Source organism: Mesorhizobium sp. WSM1386 (assembly GCF_055901595.1).
Window position 1 is genome coordinate 4,009,898 of record NZ_CM148373.1, and the last position, 16,448, is coordinate 4,026,345.

The window sequence follows — 16,448 nt, forward strand, 5'->3', positions numbered from 1 at the left end:
TCGCCACCGCATTTCAGGAGGGTGCGTGCCAGATTGGGCCAGGGCCTAATGTTGCACTGCGAAACCCGCCTTTCAATGCCAATCTTCTTGGGCCAGTTTGCTCCTAATCGATTTGATCGGCTATGCGCGCCAGGCTCTCCTCGCGCCCCAGCACGGCAAGCACATCGAACACGCCTGGCGAGGTGCTTTTGCCAGTCAGGGCGGCCCGCAGAGGCTGCGCCACGGCGCCAAGCTTGTGGCCACCGGCCAGCGCGTAGTCGCGGATCGCGGCCTCCGCGGCCGCGGCCGTCCAGTCGCCCGACAGCGCGTTCAAAGCTTCGTGAGCGCCGCGCAGGATCTTGCGGGCATCGTCGTTGAGCAGGAGTGCCGCCTTGTCGTCGATCGGCAGCGGCCGCGTGGCAAACAGGAAGGCGGCGCCGTCGACGAGCTCGACCAGCGTCTTGGCGCGCTCCTTCAAGCCGGGAAGCGCTGCCAGCAGTTGCGCCTTGTTGCGGTCGTCGAGGCGCGCGGCCATCGCCGGGCCACCCTCGAGGTAGGGCAAGGTGGCGATGAAGATGTCCAAGAGTTCGGCATCGGCCATGCGGCGCATATGGGCGCCGTTGATCGCCTCCAGCTTGGCGAAATCGAAACGGGCCGCGCCCTTGTTGACGTCGCCTATGTCGAACCAGGACACCATGTCCTTGATCGACATGATCTCGTCGTCGCCATGGCTCCAGCCCAGGCGCGCCAGATAGTTGAGCAGTGCCTCTGGCAGGTAGCCCATGGCGCGGTAGGCTTCGACGCCAAGCGCGCCGTGCCGCTTCGACAGCTTGGCACCATCGGCGCCATGGATCAGCGGGATGTGCGACATCGACGGCACATCCCAACCCATGGCGTTGTAGATCACGGTCTGGCGGGCGGCATTGGTCAGGTGGTCGTCGCCACGGATGATGTGGGTGATGCCCATGTCGTGGTCGTCAACGACGACGGCATGCATGTAGGTCGGGTTGCCGTCGGAGCGCAGGATGATGAAGTCGTCGAGATCCTTGTTGGGGAAGCGCACCTCGCCCTGCACGCGGTCGTGCACCACGGTCTCGCCCTCGGTCGGCGCCTTGACACGGATGGCGCCCTTGACGCCGGGCGGTGCCTCGGACGGATCACGATCGCGCCACTGGCCGTTGTAGCGCGGCGGCAGGCCCTTGGCGCGCGCCGCCTCGCGCATCGCCTCGAGCTCGGCGGGAGTCTCGTAGCTGTAATAGGCCTTGCCCAGGCGCACCAGCTCCTCGGCCACCTCGCGGTGGCGCGGCGCGCGCTCGAACTGCGAAACCGCCTCGCCATCCCAGCTCAGACCGAGCCAGGTGAGGCCGTCCAGGATCGCCGCCGTCGCCGCCTCGGTCGAACGCTCGCGATCGGTGTCCTCGATGCGCAGCAGCATCGTGCCGGCGGTGTGCTTTGCGTACAGCCAGTTGAACAGCGCCGTGCGCGCGCCGCCTATGTGCAGGTAGCCGGTGGGCGAGGGGGCAAAACGGGTGACGACCTTGTCGGACATGGAACTCTCGGGAAGCGTCTGGGGCGGGTGTGGGTGCGCGGACTTTCGCGCGTCGCGCGTTCATGTAGCATAGGGCGTCAGGGGTGCAAGGGGCAGACCCAATGGCTGGACGAAGCCGGGGCTCGGATCAGGGCGAGGACGCCATTGTTGGCGTCAGCGAGCGGTCCCTGTTTGCGATGCCGCTGCCGGCCTCGCTGCCGACGCAATCGCCTCTCGTGCCGGGTTCCGGCAACCAGCCCGCACCGGATATCCCCGCGCCAATTCCGTCGCCGGCCGGCAGGATCGTGCGTGTGCGCCGGCAACTCGGCCGGCTGTCATTGCCGCGCCTGCGCAACGGCATCACTGCGGCGGCGGAGCTGGAGCTTGACCGCGGCATGGGCTTCCTGCTGGTGCCGGTTTGCCTTGCAATCGGCGCGATCGGCTATTTTTCGCTGGCGGCCGAACCGGATTTTGCCAGACCTGTCGCGGTGGTGGCCCTCATGGGCTTCCTGGCGATTGTCTCGCGCTCGTGGCCGAAAACCCATCTGTTCCTGACGGCGGCATTGCTGTGCGCGCTTGGCTTGCTCGCCGCCAAGGTCGAGACGTGGCGCACGGGAACCCAGATGCTGGGCTCGGAAATCTCGACGCAACTGAGCGGCCGCGTGGTCTCGATCGAAGAGATGGAGACCGGCCGCATCCGGCTTACCATCGACGTGACGTCGACCGCCCGGCCGAAACTGCGCTACGCGCCGGAAAGGGTCCGGCTTTCGGCACGCAAGATACCGCCGGAAATGACCGCCGGCTCCCTTATTACCGGCTATGCCAAGCTGTTGCCGCCGACCGGTCCGGTGCGGCCGGACAGCTATGATTTCTCCTTCGACAGCTATTTCGCCGGCATCGGTGGCAGCGGGTTCTTTCTCGGCAATCCAAAAGTCGTTGCAGCCGACGACGCTGGCATGCCGCTGTCGGCCCGCCTTTCATCAGCGATACAGAACGCCCGCGAAGCCATTGCCGACCATATCAGGGGCAGCGTCGGCGGCGCAGAAGGCGAGATCGCGGCGGCGTTGATCGTCGGCGTGCGCGCCGGCATCCCCGACGAAATCAACGAAGCGATGCGGCGCACCGGCATCTATCACATCATCTCCATATCGGGACTGCACATGGCGCTGGTCGCCGGCACCATCATGGGGCTCCTGCGCGGCGCCTTCGCGCTGTTCCCGGACTTTTCCGCGCGCCGGCCGGTGAAGAAATACGCGGCCGCGGCCGCACTGTTGTCGATCGCCGCCTATCTCGTCATCTCCGGCGTCGTCGTCGCCGCCGAGCGCAGCTTCATCATGCTGGCGGTGATGCTGATTGCCGTCCTGTTCGATCGCGCGGCGCTGACCATGCGCAATCTGGCGATCTCGGCGATCGCCGTCATCCTGGTTTCCCCGCATGAGGTGGTCGGACCGAGCTTCCAGATGTCGTTCGCCGCGACCGCGGCCCTGGTTGGCGCCTATGCCGGCTGGGCGGATCACCGGGCGGGAAAAACGAGGCCACCGCCGCCGAAGCGCTCCTTGCCCGGCTTCCTGACGCGAAAATTCCTGCTGGCGACAGGCGGATTGGCCATGACCTCCATCATCGCCGGCAGCGCCACGGCGCTGTTTGCCATCTGGCATTTCCAGCGGGTGTCGCCGCTCAGCCTGTTCGCCAATCTGGCCGTCATGCCGATCGTCTCAGTCGTGATGTTCCTGGCCGTTGCCAGCGCGCTGCTGATGCCGTTCGGCCTGGATGCGCCATCCCTTTACTTGATGGGCAAGGGCCTGACCGCGATGATCGCCATTTCGGCGTGGATATCGGAACGCTCTCCGGTCGATGCGGTCGGGCTCATCTCACAGCAATCCGTTCTGCTGGTGGCAATTGCCCTGGTCATCGCGACGATGGCGACGACGTGGCTGCGGCTTGCAGCGCTTCCATTCGCGCTCGCCGGCTTGCTGGTGGTGTCCGACACGCGCACGCCGGATGTGCTGGTCTCGGAAGACGCGCGGCTGGTCGCGCTGCCGATCGGCGGTGGCGAACTCGCGGTCAGCCGGGCCCGGCCGAACGAATTCACCGTCGACAACTGGAAACGCGCGCTGAGATCCGAAACCATTATCCTGCCGGAGATGTTCGACAAGGCGGATGGACAATTCGATATTGCCGATGCCGTCAGCCTGCCGCCGGGAGCGCCGTTCTATTGCACCGACGGTGTCTGTCTCGCCAGGCACCCGTCCGGTGCGATCATAGCGCATGTCGAAGACCGCAAGGATACCTGGAAGGCCTGTGGCTTCGCCGACCTGATCATCGTCAATGACGCAACGGCCTACGACGCCTGCCACAATCCGCTGGTTCTCGTCGTCACCAAACGGCAGCTCGCCCGCAAGGGCAGCGCGGCCATCTTCTTCGACCGCCAATCGGCCACCGGTCCGCCAACCATCAGCTTCGCGGTGGACAGCCCGTATCGGCCCTGGCACGCGCAGCGAAAATTTTCGCGCGAGGCGAGGGGCCTGCAGCCCTATCGCAAACCTGACAAGCCAAGTGCCGTGCCGGCTCAGTAGCGCCTGATCAGCCCGACGAGCTTGCCCTGCACCTTGACCCTGTCCGGCCCGAAGATGCGCGTCTCGTAGGCCGGATTGGCGGCTTCAAGCGCAATCGAGGCACCCTTGCGGCGGAACCGCTTCAGGGTCGCTTCCTCCTCGTCGACCAAGGCCACGACGATCTCGCCCGGGCTCGCCGTATCGGCGTTGCGGATAATGACCGTGTCGCCATCGAAGATGCCGGCCTCGATCATCGAGTCGCCCTTGACCTCCAGCGCATAGTGCTCGCCGCCCATGATCATGTCCGGCGGCACCGAGATGGTATGCGTCTGATGCTGGATGGCATCGATGGGCACACCGGCAGCGATGCGACCCATGACCGGGATGGACACCGCTGGAACCGCATCGTCGTCGTTGCCGGCAGCGGCAAAGCGCGACGGTGCCGGCTTGATCTGGCGGCCGAGGCTGCCCTGACCGAGACCGCCTTGGCCGAGACTTCCCTGGATGACACTTGGAGAGAATTTCTTCGCCGCGTTGAGGCCCGGCGCGATCGAATCGGGCAGCCGCAGCACTTCCAGCGCACGCGCCCGGTTGGGCAGCCGGCGAATGAAGCCGCGTTCCTCCAGCGCCGTGATCAAGCGATGGATCCCTGATTTGGAGGCGAGGTCGAGCGCCTCTTTCATCTCGTCGAAGGAGGGCGGAATACCGCTTTCCTTGAGCCGTTCATGAATGAACATCAAGAGTTCATGTTGCTTGCGTGTCAGCATGGCGGCCCCCAAGGCATCTGGACAAGGTTTTGATCCAGAATGGTTCTGATCCAGAATCGAAAAAACAAACCCAGAACAAACACTATCTGTTCCAGTTGTGTTCTGCAACCGTTTAAAGTTTAGTGAATTTGGTAAGAGGGCCGTAATCATTTGCAGGGCCGGACAGGCCGGAAATCGGGGATTTTCGCCCGTTGCCGCCCGTCGCCCGCATTGAAATGTCTTGGTTAATAGCCTGCGGCCAGTCTTGCGACATGGCTCGGCATCAGCCGACGGCAGACCCTGGCGAGGCCGATTTTCGCGCCTGCGATCGGCTTGCCTGCCGTGAACGAAACGAAATCAAAACGCCAACAATCGCCGGTTTGGAAGCAGGTACCGATCGCGGCTTCTGCAATCTCGTCGAGCGTCGGACGATGAGGAGGTGCCGAATCATCCGGCAACCGCTTTCAAGCTGCCGGCGCGCGCGACGTCCTTGTTCGCGTCGCCGTCCTCGCTGTGGACATAGACGTGCAGCGTATAGCCGATGTGGGCCGTCATCAGCGCTTTTGCCCGCTCGACGTCGAGGTCCAGGGCGGCTTCCATGATCGCCGTGTGGTGCTCGATCGCCATCGCCCCGCGCAGCGCGTTCATGGCCTCTTCGTAGCCATCCTTGAGGCCGGCCGCGGCTCGCAATGTCGGCGCCAGCCCAAGAAAGCGATGATGCCGGCGCAGCTGGTCCGAGATCGTCGAGCGAAACCGCAACAGCCAGCTGGACGTCGCGGCACTCAGCAGCGCCGCGTGAAAAGCCTCGTGGTTCTCGTCCCACTGGTCGACGGCGGCATCCGAGGGATCGTCCACCGCGGTCTTGCAGCGGGCGAGCCGGTAGTGCGCGGTGACAACCGCGTCTTCCCATTTCCGGCCGCCGTTCTCCATCGATTCCTGGAAGAGCGGTATCTCGACGACCATCCTCGCGCGCGCCAGATCCTCAAGTTCGGCGCGGGACACGGGGGCGACCGCAAAGCCGCGATTGCTGATGGCGGTGACCAGGCGTTCGGCTTCGAGGCGCGACAACGCTTCGCGCAGCGGCGTCCAGCCAACTCCATAGGTGCCGCGCAGGGCGCTGAGCTTGAGCGGGGCGCCCGGCATGAGACGGGTGGTGAGGATATCGCGCCGCAGAAGCTGGTAAGCAGCTTCCGTCTTGGTGGAGTTCTTCTGGTCCTGCATCGCGATCCATTCGTTCTCTGCCATTGGAGAAATTATATATGATGGCGAGTGATGGCAAGAATTATATATAATGTTTGACATGCGCCGATGGACTGACCATGATCGCTGGAGGTGCCCCGAAGCGGCGCTGATCAAATCTGGGAGGAAATGATGTTGAAGTCGAAGTCCGCTTGGCTGTCGGGATTGGCCCTGGCCGGTGCATTGATGGTCAGCGCCGGCAGCGCCGCGGCCGATCAGATCCGTATCGGCATCGCCAATTTCGGCGAGCATCCGCAATTGAACGCCGCCATAGCCGGCTTCAAGAAGGCGCTGACGGACAATGGCTTCGTCGAGGGCAAGGACGTCGTCTACACGGAGAGCCATACTAATTTCGATGCATCGCTGGTGCCGCAGATGATCGCCAAGCTGCAGGCCGAGCAGCCCAAGCTGATCTACACCATCACCACGCCGGTCTCGCAGATCGCCAAGAAGGCACTCGCGGGCTCCGGCATTCCGATCGTCTTTGCCGCGGTCACCGATCCGGTGGCGGCCAAGCTGGTACCGTCGTGGGACGCGGGAGACGAAGGCATGACCGGCGCCAGCGACCTGCAGGATGTCGCCGCCGTAATGGCCTTCACCAAGAAGCTGTTGCCGAACGCCAAGCGCTTCGGCGTGCCGTACAATCCAGGCGAGGCCAATGACGTTGCCCTGGTCGAAAAGATCAAGGCGGCGGCGCCCGCGGCCGGTTTCGAGGTCGTGGAGGTCGGCATCGACAACGTCAATGACATCCAGCAGCGCATCGCCTCGCTCGCCGGCAAGGCCGACGTCATCTACGGCCCGGCTTCGAACCTGATCCAGCCGGCGATCGCCGCCGTCTCCGCGGCCGCTCGCCAGGCCGGCATCCCGGTCGTCAACTCCGATGACAGCGCGGTCCGCAACGGCACCGTACCGGCAAGCTTCGCGGTCAATTACACGCAGGTCGGCGTCAACGCCGGCAACATCGCCGCCGAGATCCTCAAGGGCAAGGATCCGAAAACGATCGCGCCATCGCGCCCGGCCTACACGGATCACATGGCAACGATTTCCCGCAAGGCGATGGCCGCGTTCGGCATCGAGATACCGGCTTCGATGGCCGATTGCGGCTGCATCGTCGACTGATATCGGGACTGAAGGGTGACGGCGGGGGCGCCGTCACCCTTCAGGTCAGGGAGGAACGATGCTCGAGATCCGATCCGCGCGCAAAGTATTCTACAGGGGCCAGGCCGACGAAAAGATCGCGCTGGACAGCCTCAGCCTGTCATTGGCGACTGGCGAGTTCGGCATCGTCATCGGCTCCAACGGAGCCGGCAAGAGCAGCATGCTCAACGCCATTTCCGGAGCTCTGATCCTCGATTCCGGCAAGATCCTGATCAACGGCGCCGATGTGACAAACATGCCGGTGCACAAGCGCGCCGCCAAATTGGCGCGGGTCTTCCAGGATCCGATGCGCGGCACCGCCGCCAGCATGACGGTGGCGGAGAACATGCTGCTTGCCGATCTGCGCAGCCACAAGCGCACCTTGCGGCAAGGGCTGAACGCCACACGGCTCGCCTCCTACAAGGAGCGGCTGTCGATATTGGGCCTCGGTCTTGAAAATCGCCTCGACACGCGCGTGGACCTGCTCTCGGGCGGACAGAGGCAGTCCCTGTCGCTGATCATGGCGGTCGGCGGATCACCTGATTTATTACTGCTCGACGAACATACCGCGGCGCTCGACCCGCGTACGGCCGAGATCGTCATGCAGGCGACGGTGCGCGCCGTCAGCGCGCTGAAGCTGACCACACTGATGGTGACCCACAACATGCAGCACGCCGTCGACTATGGCAGCCGGGTGATCATGCTCGACGCGGGCCGGGTCCTGCTGGAAGTCACCGGCGAGGAAAAGGCTAGGGTCACGGTTATCGATCTGATCGGCCATTTTTCCGTCAAGACCGACCGCATGTTGTTGGCGAGCTGATCCCCATGGGCTTTATTGAGGAAGTTCTCTCCAGCTTCATCGCGATCATGCCGGTCACCCTGGCGCAAAGCCTGATCCTGGCCTTTGTCGTGCTCGGCATCATGATCCCGTTTCGCATGCTGAATTTTCCCGATCTCACCAGCGAAGGCGCGTTTCCGCTGGGCGGCTGCGTCTGCGGCGTGCTTTTGGCTGCCGGAGCAGCGCCGGTGACCGGCATCCTGGTCGCATTCATCGTGGGTTTCGCGGCGGGCTGCTGCACCGCCTTCATCCATCTGCGCTTCCGTATCCACACGCTGCTTGCCGGTATCCTGATGATGACGATGCTCTACAGCATCAATCTTCGCATCATGGGGAAGTCCAATCTCTCCGTCTTCGGTTCGCCCGCGGTGTTCGACTGGGTACCGTTCGCGCGGCCGGGTTTTCCGGCCAGCAAGATCGTCGTTGCCGGTCTTCTGGCGCTCGTCGTCTTCGTGGCGCTCTACATGTTCTTCAGGACCGAGAAAGGGACCGCGGTGCGCGCCGTGGGCGCCAATCCTGATATGGCCGAGGCGCAAGGCATCAATGTCTGGGCGGCGACCATCGGCGGCGTCGGGCTGGCGAGCGCGTTTTCGGCGTCAAGCGGCGCGCTGATGGTGCAGTCGCAGGGTTTCGCCGACGTCAATATGGGGCTGGGCATCCTCATCAACGGACTGGCCGCGCTGATGATCGGCGAGGCGGTTGTCGGCAAGCAGACGGTCTGGCGCCAGCTGCTGGCGCCCTTTGCCGGCGCGATCATCTACTACCAACTGGTGTCGTTCTGCCTTGCCGCCGGCATGCCGCCTCCCGATTTGAAGCTTGCCACGGGCCTGTTCGTGCTCGCCATGCTTGCTCTGCCAAGCCTCAAGCGCAGCCGGGGACCCGCGCCGGCTCGCGAAGCCATTCGTGAATAATCGAGGACATCACCAATCATGAACGCAACGCTCGACCTCAAGGCCGTCGAAGCCATGGATGCGGCGGATCCGCTACGCGCCATGCGCGACCGGTTCACATTGCCGGAGGGTGTGATCTACCTCGACGGCAATTCGCTGGGAGCAGCGGCGCCTGCGGTTTTCAACGAGCTGCAGAAGGCCGCGACGCAAGAGTGGGCGCAGGACCTCATTCGTGCTTGGAACACCGCGGGCTGGTTCGACATGCCGGTCGCGCTTGGCGACCAGCTCGGCCGGCTGATTGGCGCCGCCCCGGGCCAGACGGTGGTCTGCGACACGACTTCGATCAACATCTACAAGGTGCTGCATGCCGCACTCGGCATGCGGCCGGACCGGTCAGTCATCGTCGCCGAGGGCGACAGCTTTCCGACCGATCTCTATATGGCCGAAGGCGTCGCCTCGACTCGGCCGGGTACCGTGCTGCGGCTCGAAGGCGTCGATGCGCCTGATATCGAAGAGCTGATCGATGAGCGCGTCGCGGTCATCCTGGTCAACCACGTCAATTACAAATCCGGCCAGTTGCGTGACATGGCCGCGCTGACACGTAAGGCCCATCAAGCCGGCGCGCTGATCGTCTGGGATCTCTGCCACACCGCCGGCGCCTTGCCGGTCGAGCTCGACAGCGCCAATGCCGATTTCGCCATCGGCTGCACCTACAAATATCTCAATGGCGGTCCGGGCGCTCCGGCCTTCATCTATGCCGCAAAGCGTCATCACGGCGATGTCCACCAGCCGCTGAGCGGCTGGTGGGGCCATGCGCGGCCGTTTGCCTTCGAACAGGGTTTTGCCGCCGGCAGCGGCATCCGGCGCTTCCTGTGCGGCACGCAGCCCGTGCTTTCGATGCGGGCGCTGAAAGGGGCGCTGGATATCTGGGACGATGTCGACATGACAGCGGTGCGCACGAAGAGCATTGCGCTGACCGATCTTTTCATCCAGCTCGTCGAAGCAAGATGCGGTGCCTATGGCCTCGAACTGGAGAGCCCGCGGGACGGCAATCAGCGCGGCAGCCAGATTTCCTTCATGCATCCGCATGGCTACCAGGTGATGCGGGCCTTGATCGAGCGCGGCGTGATCGGAGACTTCCGCGCGCCGTCGACTATCCGCTTCGGCTTCACGCCGCTCTATGTCGGCTACAGAGACGTCTGGCAGGCGGTCGAAGTGCTGGAGGACATCTTGCGCTCTGAAGCTTGGAAAGATGCGCGATTTGCGGTCAAGACGGCGGTGACTTGAGAAACTAGAGCCGGGTGCGGACCGTCCAGAGTTCCGGGAACAGCACGACCTCCAGCATCTTCTTGAGATAGGAGGCGCCCGACGTGCCGCCGGTGCCGCGTTTCAGGCCGATGATGCGCTCGACCGTGGTGACATGGTTGAAGCGCCAGCGGCGGAAATAGTCTTCGAAATCGACCAGCTTTTCGGCCAGTTCGTAAAACATCCAGTAGCGCTGCGGGTCGCGATAGACGGTCTGCCATGCGACCAGGACCGCCTCATTCTCGGTCCGGGTTTCGCGCCAGTCGGTCCGCCCGGCGTCGGCGCCGATGTCGAAACCGTTACGCGCCAGAAGCAGCAACGCTTCGTCATAGAGTGACGGTTCCGCCAGGATCGCCTCCAGCTTGCCGCTGAGGTCCGGACGGTGCTTGTGGGGCCCGAGCATTGCAAGGTTGCGGTTGCCGGCCATGAACTCGATGGCGCGATATTGCCAGGACTGGAAGCCCGAGGACTGGCCGAGCGCATCGCGGAACTCGGTGTATTCGCTGGGTGTCATCGTGCGCAGCACGTCCCAGGCATTGTTCAACTGCTCGAAGATGCGTGCGACGCGCGACAGCATTTTGAAGCTGGGCTCGAGCCGGTCGGCACGGATGGAACGGATCGCGGCACCGATTTCGTGCAAAGCGAGCTTCATCCAGAGCTCGGATGTCTGGTGCTGGATGATGAACAGCATCTCGTCATGCGCCGACGACAGCGGCGTCTGCGCCTCCAGCACTTTCTCCAGTTGCAGATAGTCGCTGTAGGACATGCGTTCCTTGAACGACATCTGGGCGCCTTCGGACGCTGGATCGTAGGGCTCGCTCAATTGACGGTCTCCGTGCGCAGCCGGAAGCGCTGGATCTTCCCGGTCTGGGTCTTGGGCAGCGCGGTGATGAATTTCACCGATCGCGGGTATTTGTAAGGTGCGATGGTGGCCTTGACGTGGTCCTGCAGGCGCTTGACGGTCAACGCGTCCGGCGCCACGCCTTGCACCAGCACGACATGCGCCTCGACGATCTGGCCGCGCTCGGCATCGCCGGCGCCAATGACAGCGCATTCGGCGACATCGGGATGCGACAACAGCGCCGCCTCGACCTCCGGTCCGGCGATGTTGTAGCCGGCGCTGACGATCATGTCGTCGGAGCGGGCGGCGAAATGGAAGAAACCGTCTTCGTCCTGGGTGAACGTATCGCCGGTAAGGTTCCAGCCGTCGCGGACATAGTCCTTCTGCCTGTCATCGGCCATGTAGCGGCAGCCGGTCGGTCCACGTACCGCAAGCCGTCCGGTCGCGCCGCGCGGCACTTCACGCATCTCGTCGTCGACGATGCGGGCCTCGTAGCCGCCGACCGGTTTGCCGGTCGATGCAGGCTTCATGTCGTCGAAGCGGTTGGAGATGAAGATGTGCAGCATTTCGGTGGCGCCGATGCCGTCGAGGATCGGCTTGCCGGTCTTCTTCGTCCACTCCTCGAAGACCGGAGCCGGCAATGTCTCGCCGGCCGACACGGCGACACGCAGCGACGACAGGTCCGCCCCTTCGTCCATGGCCTTCAGCATCGCGCGGTAGGCAGTCGGCGCGGTGAAGGAGATAGTCGCTTTGTAGGTTTCGATGATGTGGATCATGTTGGGCGGCGTCGCCTGCTCCAGCAGCGTCGCCGCCGCGCCGAAGCGCAGGGGAAAGATGGCAAGCCCGCCAAGGCCGAAGGTGAAGGCGAGTGGCGGCGAGCCGACAAAAATATCGTCCGGCGTCACCTGCAGGATTTCGCGGGCATAGGCGTCGGCGATGATCAGGAGATCGCGGTGGAAATGCATCGTCGCCTTCGGCACGCCTGTCGTGCCCGAGGTGAAGCCGAGCAGGGCGACATCGTCGCGGCCGGTGTTGACGGCGGTGAAGGTCACCGGCTTGTCGAGCGCGGCGCGATCGAGCTCGGCATCATGGTTGGCGGTGCCGTCGAAGCCGATGACCTGTTTCAGGAACGCGCTGTCCTTGGCGCAGGCGGTCATCTCGTCCATCAGCCTGGTGTCGCAGAGCGCGGTGGTGACCTCGGCCTTGTCGACGATCTTGGAGAGCTCGCCGGCGCGCAGCATCGGCATGGTGTTGACGACCACGGCGCCGACCTTTGTGGCGGCCAGCCAGCAGGCGACCATTGCAGGGTTGTTGGCGGAGCGGATCAGCACCCGATTGCCCGGCTTGACGCCATAATTCTCGACCAGCGCATGGGCGAGCCTGTTCGTCCAGTCGGACAGCTCCTTGTAGGTGCGGCGGCGGCCGTTGCCGATCAGGGCGGTGTGGTCACCAAGTCCCTTCTGCACCAGCCTGTCGGTCAGTTCGACACCGGCATTGAGGTGTTCAGGATAATCAAAACCGTCGAGCAGGATATCGGGCCATTGTTCCGGCGGCGGCAGGTGATCGCGCGTGAACGTGTCGATATGCGCTGAAGGCCCCAGCATCTCGCCGCTATCCTATGTGCTGCCTGGCCAATGCGCGAGGCATGAGGCCGAAGGCGGTTAATCTGTCGTTCCTGTCTTTCGTGGAGGTTTCGTGCCGCCGATTGCTCGATCATGCCATCCAGAAAGGATGAACATCCGCAGATGGGCAGCACAGCAGACCTCCCATTTTGCCGACTGTTCCGGAGGCAGGATCGCACCAGTCGAAATTTGTTTCAAGCCTAAAATGTTTTGCGCTGGAGCATTGACGCGTGGCATGGTGGCCGCCATTGCTAGCGCTGAAACGATGCCGCTTCGGGGGAGGGTGCCGATGATCGAACATCGCATTGCCGATTGGAACAATGCCTACGCCAACGGCGCGAATATCGCCGGTAGCGACCGGTGGCCCGCCGCGTGGGCGAAGCCGGCGCAAGCGTTTCGTGATGCGCTGTCGGCGCAGGGTCGCGCAAGGTTCGATATCGCCTATGGCGATAGACCGCGCAACCGGTTCGATCTTTTCCTGCCCGATGCCGCTCCCAGGGGGCTCGTGGTGTTCATCCATGGCGGTTACTGGCTGGAGTCCGAAAAGAGCGGCTGGTCGCACCTCGCCAAGGGCGCGGTCAGCAGCGGCTTCGCCGTGGCGATGCCGTCCTACACGCTGTGCCCGGACATACGCATCGCCGGCATCGTCAGCGAGATCGGCGCGGCGATCGGCAAGGCAGCGGCTATGGTCGAAGGACCGCTGATGCTGACCGGCCATTCGGCCGGCGGCCATCTTGCCACCCGAATGGTGACCACGACCATGCCGCTGGCCGCCGATGTGGCAAGGCGCGTACGCCATGTCGTTTCGATTTCGGGCCTGCATGATTTGCGTCCGCTGATGCGTACCGGCATGAACGAGGCGCTGGCAATCGACGAGCGCGAGGCGCTGACTGAAAGCCCGGCGCTGCTGCGGCCCATGGATGGCGCTCGCATCACCTGCTGGGCCGGCGGCGGCGAGCGTTCCGAATTCCTGCGCCAGAATGCGTTGCTGGCCAACATCTGGACCGGCCTTGGCGCCACGACCAGCGCCGTGGTCGAACCAGATCGGCATCATTTCGATATCGTCGATGGGCTTGCCGATCCGGCGCATCCGCTGACGCGGCTCTTGATCTCGGAATAGCCGAGATCTTTTTGGACCTATATCAGCAGCTTATATGGCTATTCTTCAGCGTAGCATCAGCACGTTGCAGGTGTCACCGGCAGTGCATGCGGGGGCGAAGGGGGCGCGCACGACAAGCCCGTTGGCGTCGGCCAGCATCCGCAGCATCGAAGAATCCTGGATGCTGAATGGGGTTGCCACCAGCCCGCTGTCGTCTTCCCTGACCACCGCCCGCACATAATCCTGGCGCAGATCATTGGCGGCCATTGCGGCGCCCAGCCGGGCCTGGCGGATGTCCTGGCGATGATCGCGGCCGCCAAGCCTTGCCAGAAGCGGCTTCAGGAACAATTGCGAACAGACCAGGCTTGCCACCGGGTTGCCGGGCAGGCCGATGCATCTGATGTCGCCGAGCCGGCCGAACATCAGTGGCTTGCCGGGGCGCATGGCGATCTTCCAGAAACCGAGCGTCATGCCTTCGCCGGTCAGTACGTCATGGGTCAAATCGTGGTCGCCGACCGAGGCGCCACCCAGCGTGACGATGACATCGGCGCCAGCGGCGACAGCTTTCCTGACCAATGCCGCGATTGCGTCCTTGCGGTCGGCGGCAATGCCGAGATCGAGCGCGCGGGCGCCGACTGATTGCGCCGCCGCGGCGACGCCATAGGCGTTGGACGAGATGATCTGGTCCGGCCCGAGCTCGCTGCCGGGCGCCAGCAACTCGTCCCCGGTGGCAATGATGGCGACCAGCGGCCTCTTCACCACGCTCACCCGGGGATGATTGGCCGATGCGGTCAGGGAAAGCGCCGCCGGATCCAGCACCCGGCCTCTTTCCAGCAGCACATCGCCTGTCGAGAAGTCGAGGCCGACGCGGCGGATGTTGCGTCCCTCCGCAGTGGGTTCGATGACTTCGATATCGCCGCCGCCGAGATCGCGGACATTTTCCTGGATGACGATGGTGTCGGCGCCATCAGGCAGCGGCGCGCCGGTGAAGATGCGTACCGCCTGGCGCTTGCCGACCGTACCGTCAAAGCCGCGCCCCGCCGGCGCCATGCCGATCACCGAGAATTTCGATGGCACCGGGGCCATGTCGGCGGCGCGCACCGCATAACCGTCCATGGCCGAGGCGTTGAAAGGCGGCTGGGTGCGAAGCGCCACGACCGGCTCCGCCAGCACGCGATCGATCGCCTCGAAAAGAGAAACGCTCTCGCCGGCCAAGGGCGCTGCGCCGTCCAGCAGGCGCTCGAGCGCCTCGGCGACCGGAAGCAGCGCCATCAGGCGCCCACCTTGTAGTCGCCGGACTTGCCGCCGGTCTTTTCGACCAGCCTGATGCCGGAAATGACCATGGCGCGATCGACGGCTTTCGCCATGTCGTAAATGGTCAAGCAGGCCACGGAAGCGGCGGTCAGCGCTTCCATCTCGACGCCTGTCTTGCCGGTGACGCGCGCCAGAGCGGTGACTTTCAGCCCAGGCAGGGCATGGTCCGGCTCGATGTCGACGGAAACCTTGGTCAAGAGCAGCGGATGGCAGAGCGGAACAAGCTCATGCGTCCTCTTCGCCGCCATGATGCCGGCGATACGCGCGGTGCCGAGCACGTCACCCTTCTTGGCGTTGCCAGCGAGGATGGTCTTCAGCGTTTCGGGCTGCATCGAGACGAAACCCTCGGCGATCGCGGTGCGGGTCGTCTCTTGCTTGTCGCCGACATCGACCATGTTGGCCTCGCCTTGCGCGCCGAGATGGGTGAGGGCGGCCGCCATCGTCAGACTGCCATAGAGCGACGTGCGTCCATTTGGACGCACAAAGTACGCTCTATCACTTTGAATCTATGCATCGTGCTCTCCGAAAATCGATTCCGATTTTCGGGCCGATGCATCCAACGCCTTGCCCGTCAGCAGCAGGCGCGTCGCCGCGGTGACATCCTCTTGCCGCATCAGGCTTTCGCCGACGAGGAAGGTGCCGATGCCGGACTTCTGCATCCTGAGGCAATCGTCATGCGTGAAGATACCGCTCTCGCTGACCAGCAGCCGGTCGCCCGGCACCATCGGCGCCAGCCGCTCCGAGATCTTAAGACTGGTTTCGAACGTTCTCAGATTGCGGTTGTTGATGCCGATCAGCCGCGATGACAATTTGACCGCACGCTGCGTCTCGGCCTCATCATGCACTTCGATCAAAGCATCCATGCCGAGTTCGGATGCGGTCGCTTCCAATTCGCTCGCCAAAGCATCGTCGACGCTGGCCATGATGATCAGGATGGCGTCCGCGCCCCAGGCGCGGGCCTCATAGACCTGGTAGGGATCGAACAGGAAATCCTTGCGCAGCGCGGGCAGGGCGGTGGCTGCCCGTGCCCGGGTGAGGAATTCCGGCGCGCCCTGGAAGGATGGTGCATCGGTCAGCACGGAAAGGCAGGCGGCGCCGCCCTTTTCATAAGCCTGTGCCAATGCCGGTGGATCGAAGTCGGCCCGGATCAGCCCTTTGGACGGGCTCGCCTTCTTGATTTCGGCGATCAGGGCGAAGTTGCCGGATCCGCGCTTCGCCTTGAGTGCGGCGAGAAAACCACGCGGTGCGTCGGCATCCTTGGCTCGTGCCTTGATCTCCGCCAGTGGTGCACGCGCCTTGGCGGCGGCGATCTCGTCGCGCTTGTAGGCTTCGATCTTGCGCAGAATGTCAGACAC

Annotated in this window: 14 protein-coding genes; 6 read left to right on the forward strand and 8 right to left on the reverse strand. The window is 63.9% G+C overall.

Annotated features, from left to right (window positions below):
- Positions 1 to 103 precede the first annotated feature (103 nt).
- The gene (gltX, locus tag AC0NIH_RS19660) at positions 104 to 1,528 is read right to left on the reverse strand and encodes a glutamate--tRNA ligase (protein ID WP_287273682.1); all 1,425 of its coding nucleotides are present in this window, start codon (positions 1,526 to 1,528) and stop codon (positions 104 to 106) included.
- A gap of 101 nt (positions 1,529 to 1,629) precedes the next feature.
- On the opposite strand from gltX, the gene AC0NIH_RS19665 reads away from it, so the two are divergent.
- The gene (locus AC0NIH_RS19665; protein WP_473460330.1) at positions 1,630 to 4,083 is read left to right on the forward strand and encodes a ComEC/Rec2 family competence protein; all 2,454 of its coding nucleotides are present in this window, start codon (positions 1,630 to 1,632) and stop codon (positions 4,081 to 4,083) included.
- On the opposite strand, the gene lexA is transcribed toward AC0NIH_RS19665, so the two are convergent.
- Positions 4,077 to 4,829: a transcriptional repressor LexA gene (gene lexA, locus AC0NIH_RS19670; RefSeq protein ID WP_013895379.1), complete on the reverse strand. Its 753-nt coding sequence runs from the start codon at positions 4,827 to 4,829 to the stop codon at positions 4,077 to 4,079. The genes AC0NIH_RS19665 and lexA overlap by 7 nt on opposite strands.
- A gap of 426 nt (positions 4,830 to 5,255) precedes the next feature.
- Complete coding sequence (locus AC0NIH_RS19675; RefSeq protein ID WP_473460326.1) at positions 5,256 to 6,053, reverse strand: GntR family transcriptional regulator; 798 nt, start codon at positions 6,051 to 6,053, stop codon at positions 5,256 to 5,258.
- A gap of 126 nt (positions 6,054 to 6,179) precedes the next feature.
- Here AC0NIH_RS19675 and AC0NIH_RS19680 point away from each other — a divergent pair, with 126 nt between their 5' ends.
- The 4 genes from AC0NIH_RS19680 to kynU are packed head-to-tail and all read left to right on the forward strand — an operon-like array spanning position 6,180 to position 10,199.
- The gene (locus AC0NIH_RS19680; protein WP_352690252.1) at positions 6,180 to 7,166 is read left to right on the forward strand and encodes an ABC transporter substrate-binding protein; all 987 of its coding nucleotides are present in this window, start codon (positions 6,180 to 6,182) and stop codon (positions 7,164 to 7,166) included.
- A 58-nt stretch (positions 7,167 to 7,224) separates the two neighbouring features.
- The gene (locus tag AC0NIH_RS19685; RefSeq protein ID WP_023777423.1) at positions 7,225 to 8,004 is read left to right on the forward strand and encodes an ABC transporter ATP-binding protein; all 780 of its coding nucleotides are present in this window, start codon (positions 7,225 to 7,227) and stop codon (positions 8,002 to 8,004) included.
- A gap of 5 nt (positions 8,005 to 8,009) precedes the next feature.
- Positions 8,010 to 8,933, forward strand: coding sequence for an ABC transporter permease (locus tag AC0NIH_RS19690; protein ID WP_473460323.1), 924 nt, complete (start codon positions 8,010 to 8,012; stop codon positions 8,931 to 8,933).
- A gap of 18 nt (positions 8,934 to 8,951) precedes the next feature.
- The gene (gene kynU, locus AC0NIH_RS19695; RefSeq protein WP_473460322.1) at positions 8,952 to 10,199 is read left to right on the forward strand and encodes a kynureninase; all 1,248 of its coding nucleotides are present in this window, start codon (positions 8,952 to 8,954) and stop codon (positions 10,197 to 10,199) included.
- A gap of 4 nt (positions 10,200 to 10,203) precedes the next feature.
- On the opposite strand, the gene kynA is transcribed toward kynU, so the two are convergent.
- Entirely contained in the window at positions 10,204 to 11,040 is an 837-nt protein-coding gene (kynA, locus tag AC0NIH_RS19700) for a tryptophan 2,3-dioxygenase (protein ID WP_473460320.1), read from the reverse strand.
- Entirely contained in the window at positions 11,037 to 12,662 is a 1,626-nt protein-coding gene (locus tag AC0NIH_RS19705) for an AMP-binding protein (RefSeq protein ID WP_473460318.1), read from the reverse strand. The genes kynA and AC0NIH_RS19705 overlap by 4 nt, the downstream gene beginning before the upstream one ends.
- A 307-nt stretch (positions 12,663 to 12,969) precedes the next feature.
- Between AC0NIH_RS19705 and AC0NIH_RS19710 the strand changes: the two genes are divergently transcribed.
- Complete coding sequence (locus tag AC0NIH_RS19710; RefSeq protein WP_473460316.1) at positions 12,970 to 13,800, forward strand: alpha/beta hydrolase; 831 nt, start codon at positions 12,970 to 12,972, stop codon at positions 13,798 to 13,800.
- A 45-nt stretch (positions 13,801 to 13,845) separates the two neighbouring features.
- Here the strand turns inward: AC0NIH_RS19710 and AC0NIH_RS19715 are convergent, their stop codons facing one another.
- From AC0NIH_RS19715 to trpC, 3 genes are all read right to left on the reverse strand, one after another.
- Entirely contained in the window at positions 13,846 to 15,051 is a 1,206-nt protein-coding gene (locus AC0NIH_RS19715; RefSeq protein ID WP_473460314.1) for a molybdopterin molybdotransferase MoeA, read from the reverse strand.
- Positions 15,051 to 15,533 carry a cyclic pyranopterin monophosphate synthase MoaC gene (gene moaC, locus AC0NIH_RS19720; protein ID WP_013895390.1) on the reverse strand — a complete coding sequence of 161 codons (483 nt, stop codon included), beginning with the start codon at positions 15,531 to 15,533 and terminating at the stop codon, positions 15,051 to 15,053. Before moaC ends, AC0NIH_RS19715 begins: the two co-directional genes overlap by 1 nt.
- A gap of 66 nt (positions 15,534 to 15,599) precedes the next feature.
- A complete protein-coding gene (gene trpC, locus AC0NIH_RS19725; protein WP_473460312.1) occupies positions 15,600 to 16,448 on the reverse strand; it encodes an indole-3-glycerol phosphate synthase TrpC in 849 nt (282 codons plus the stop codon).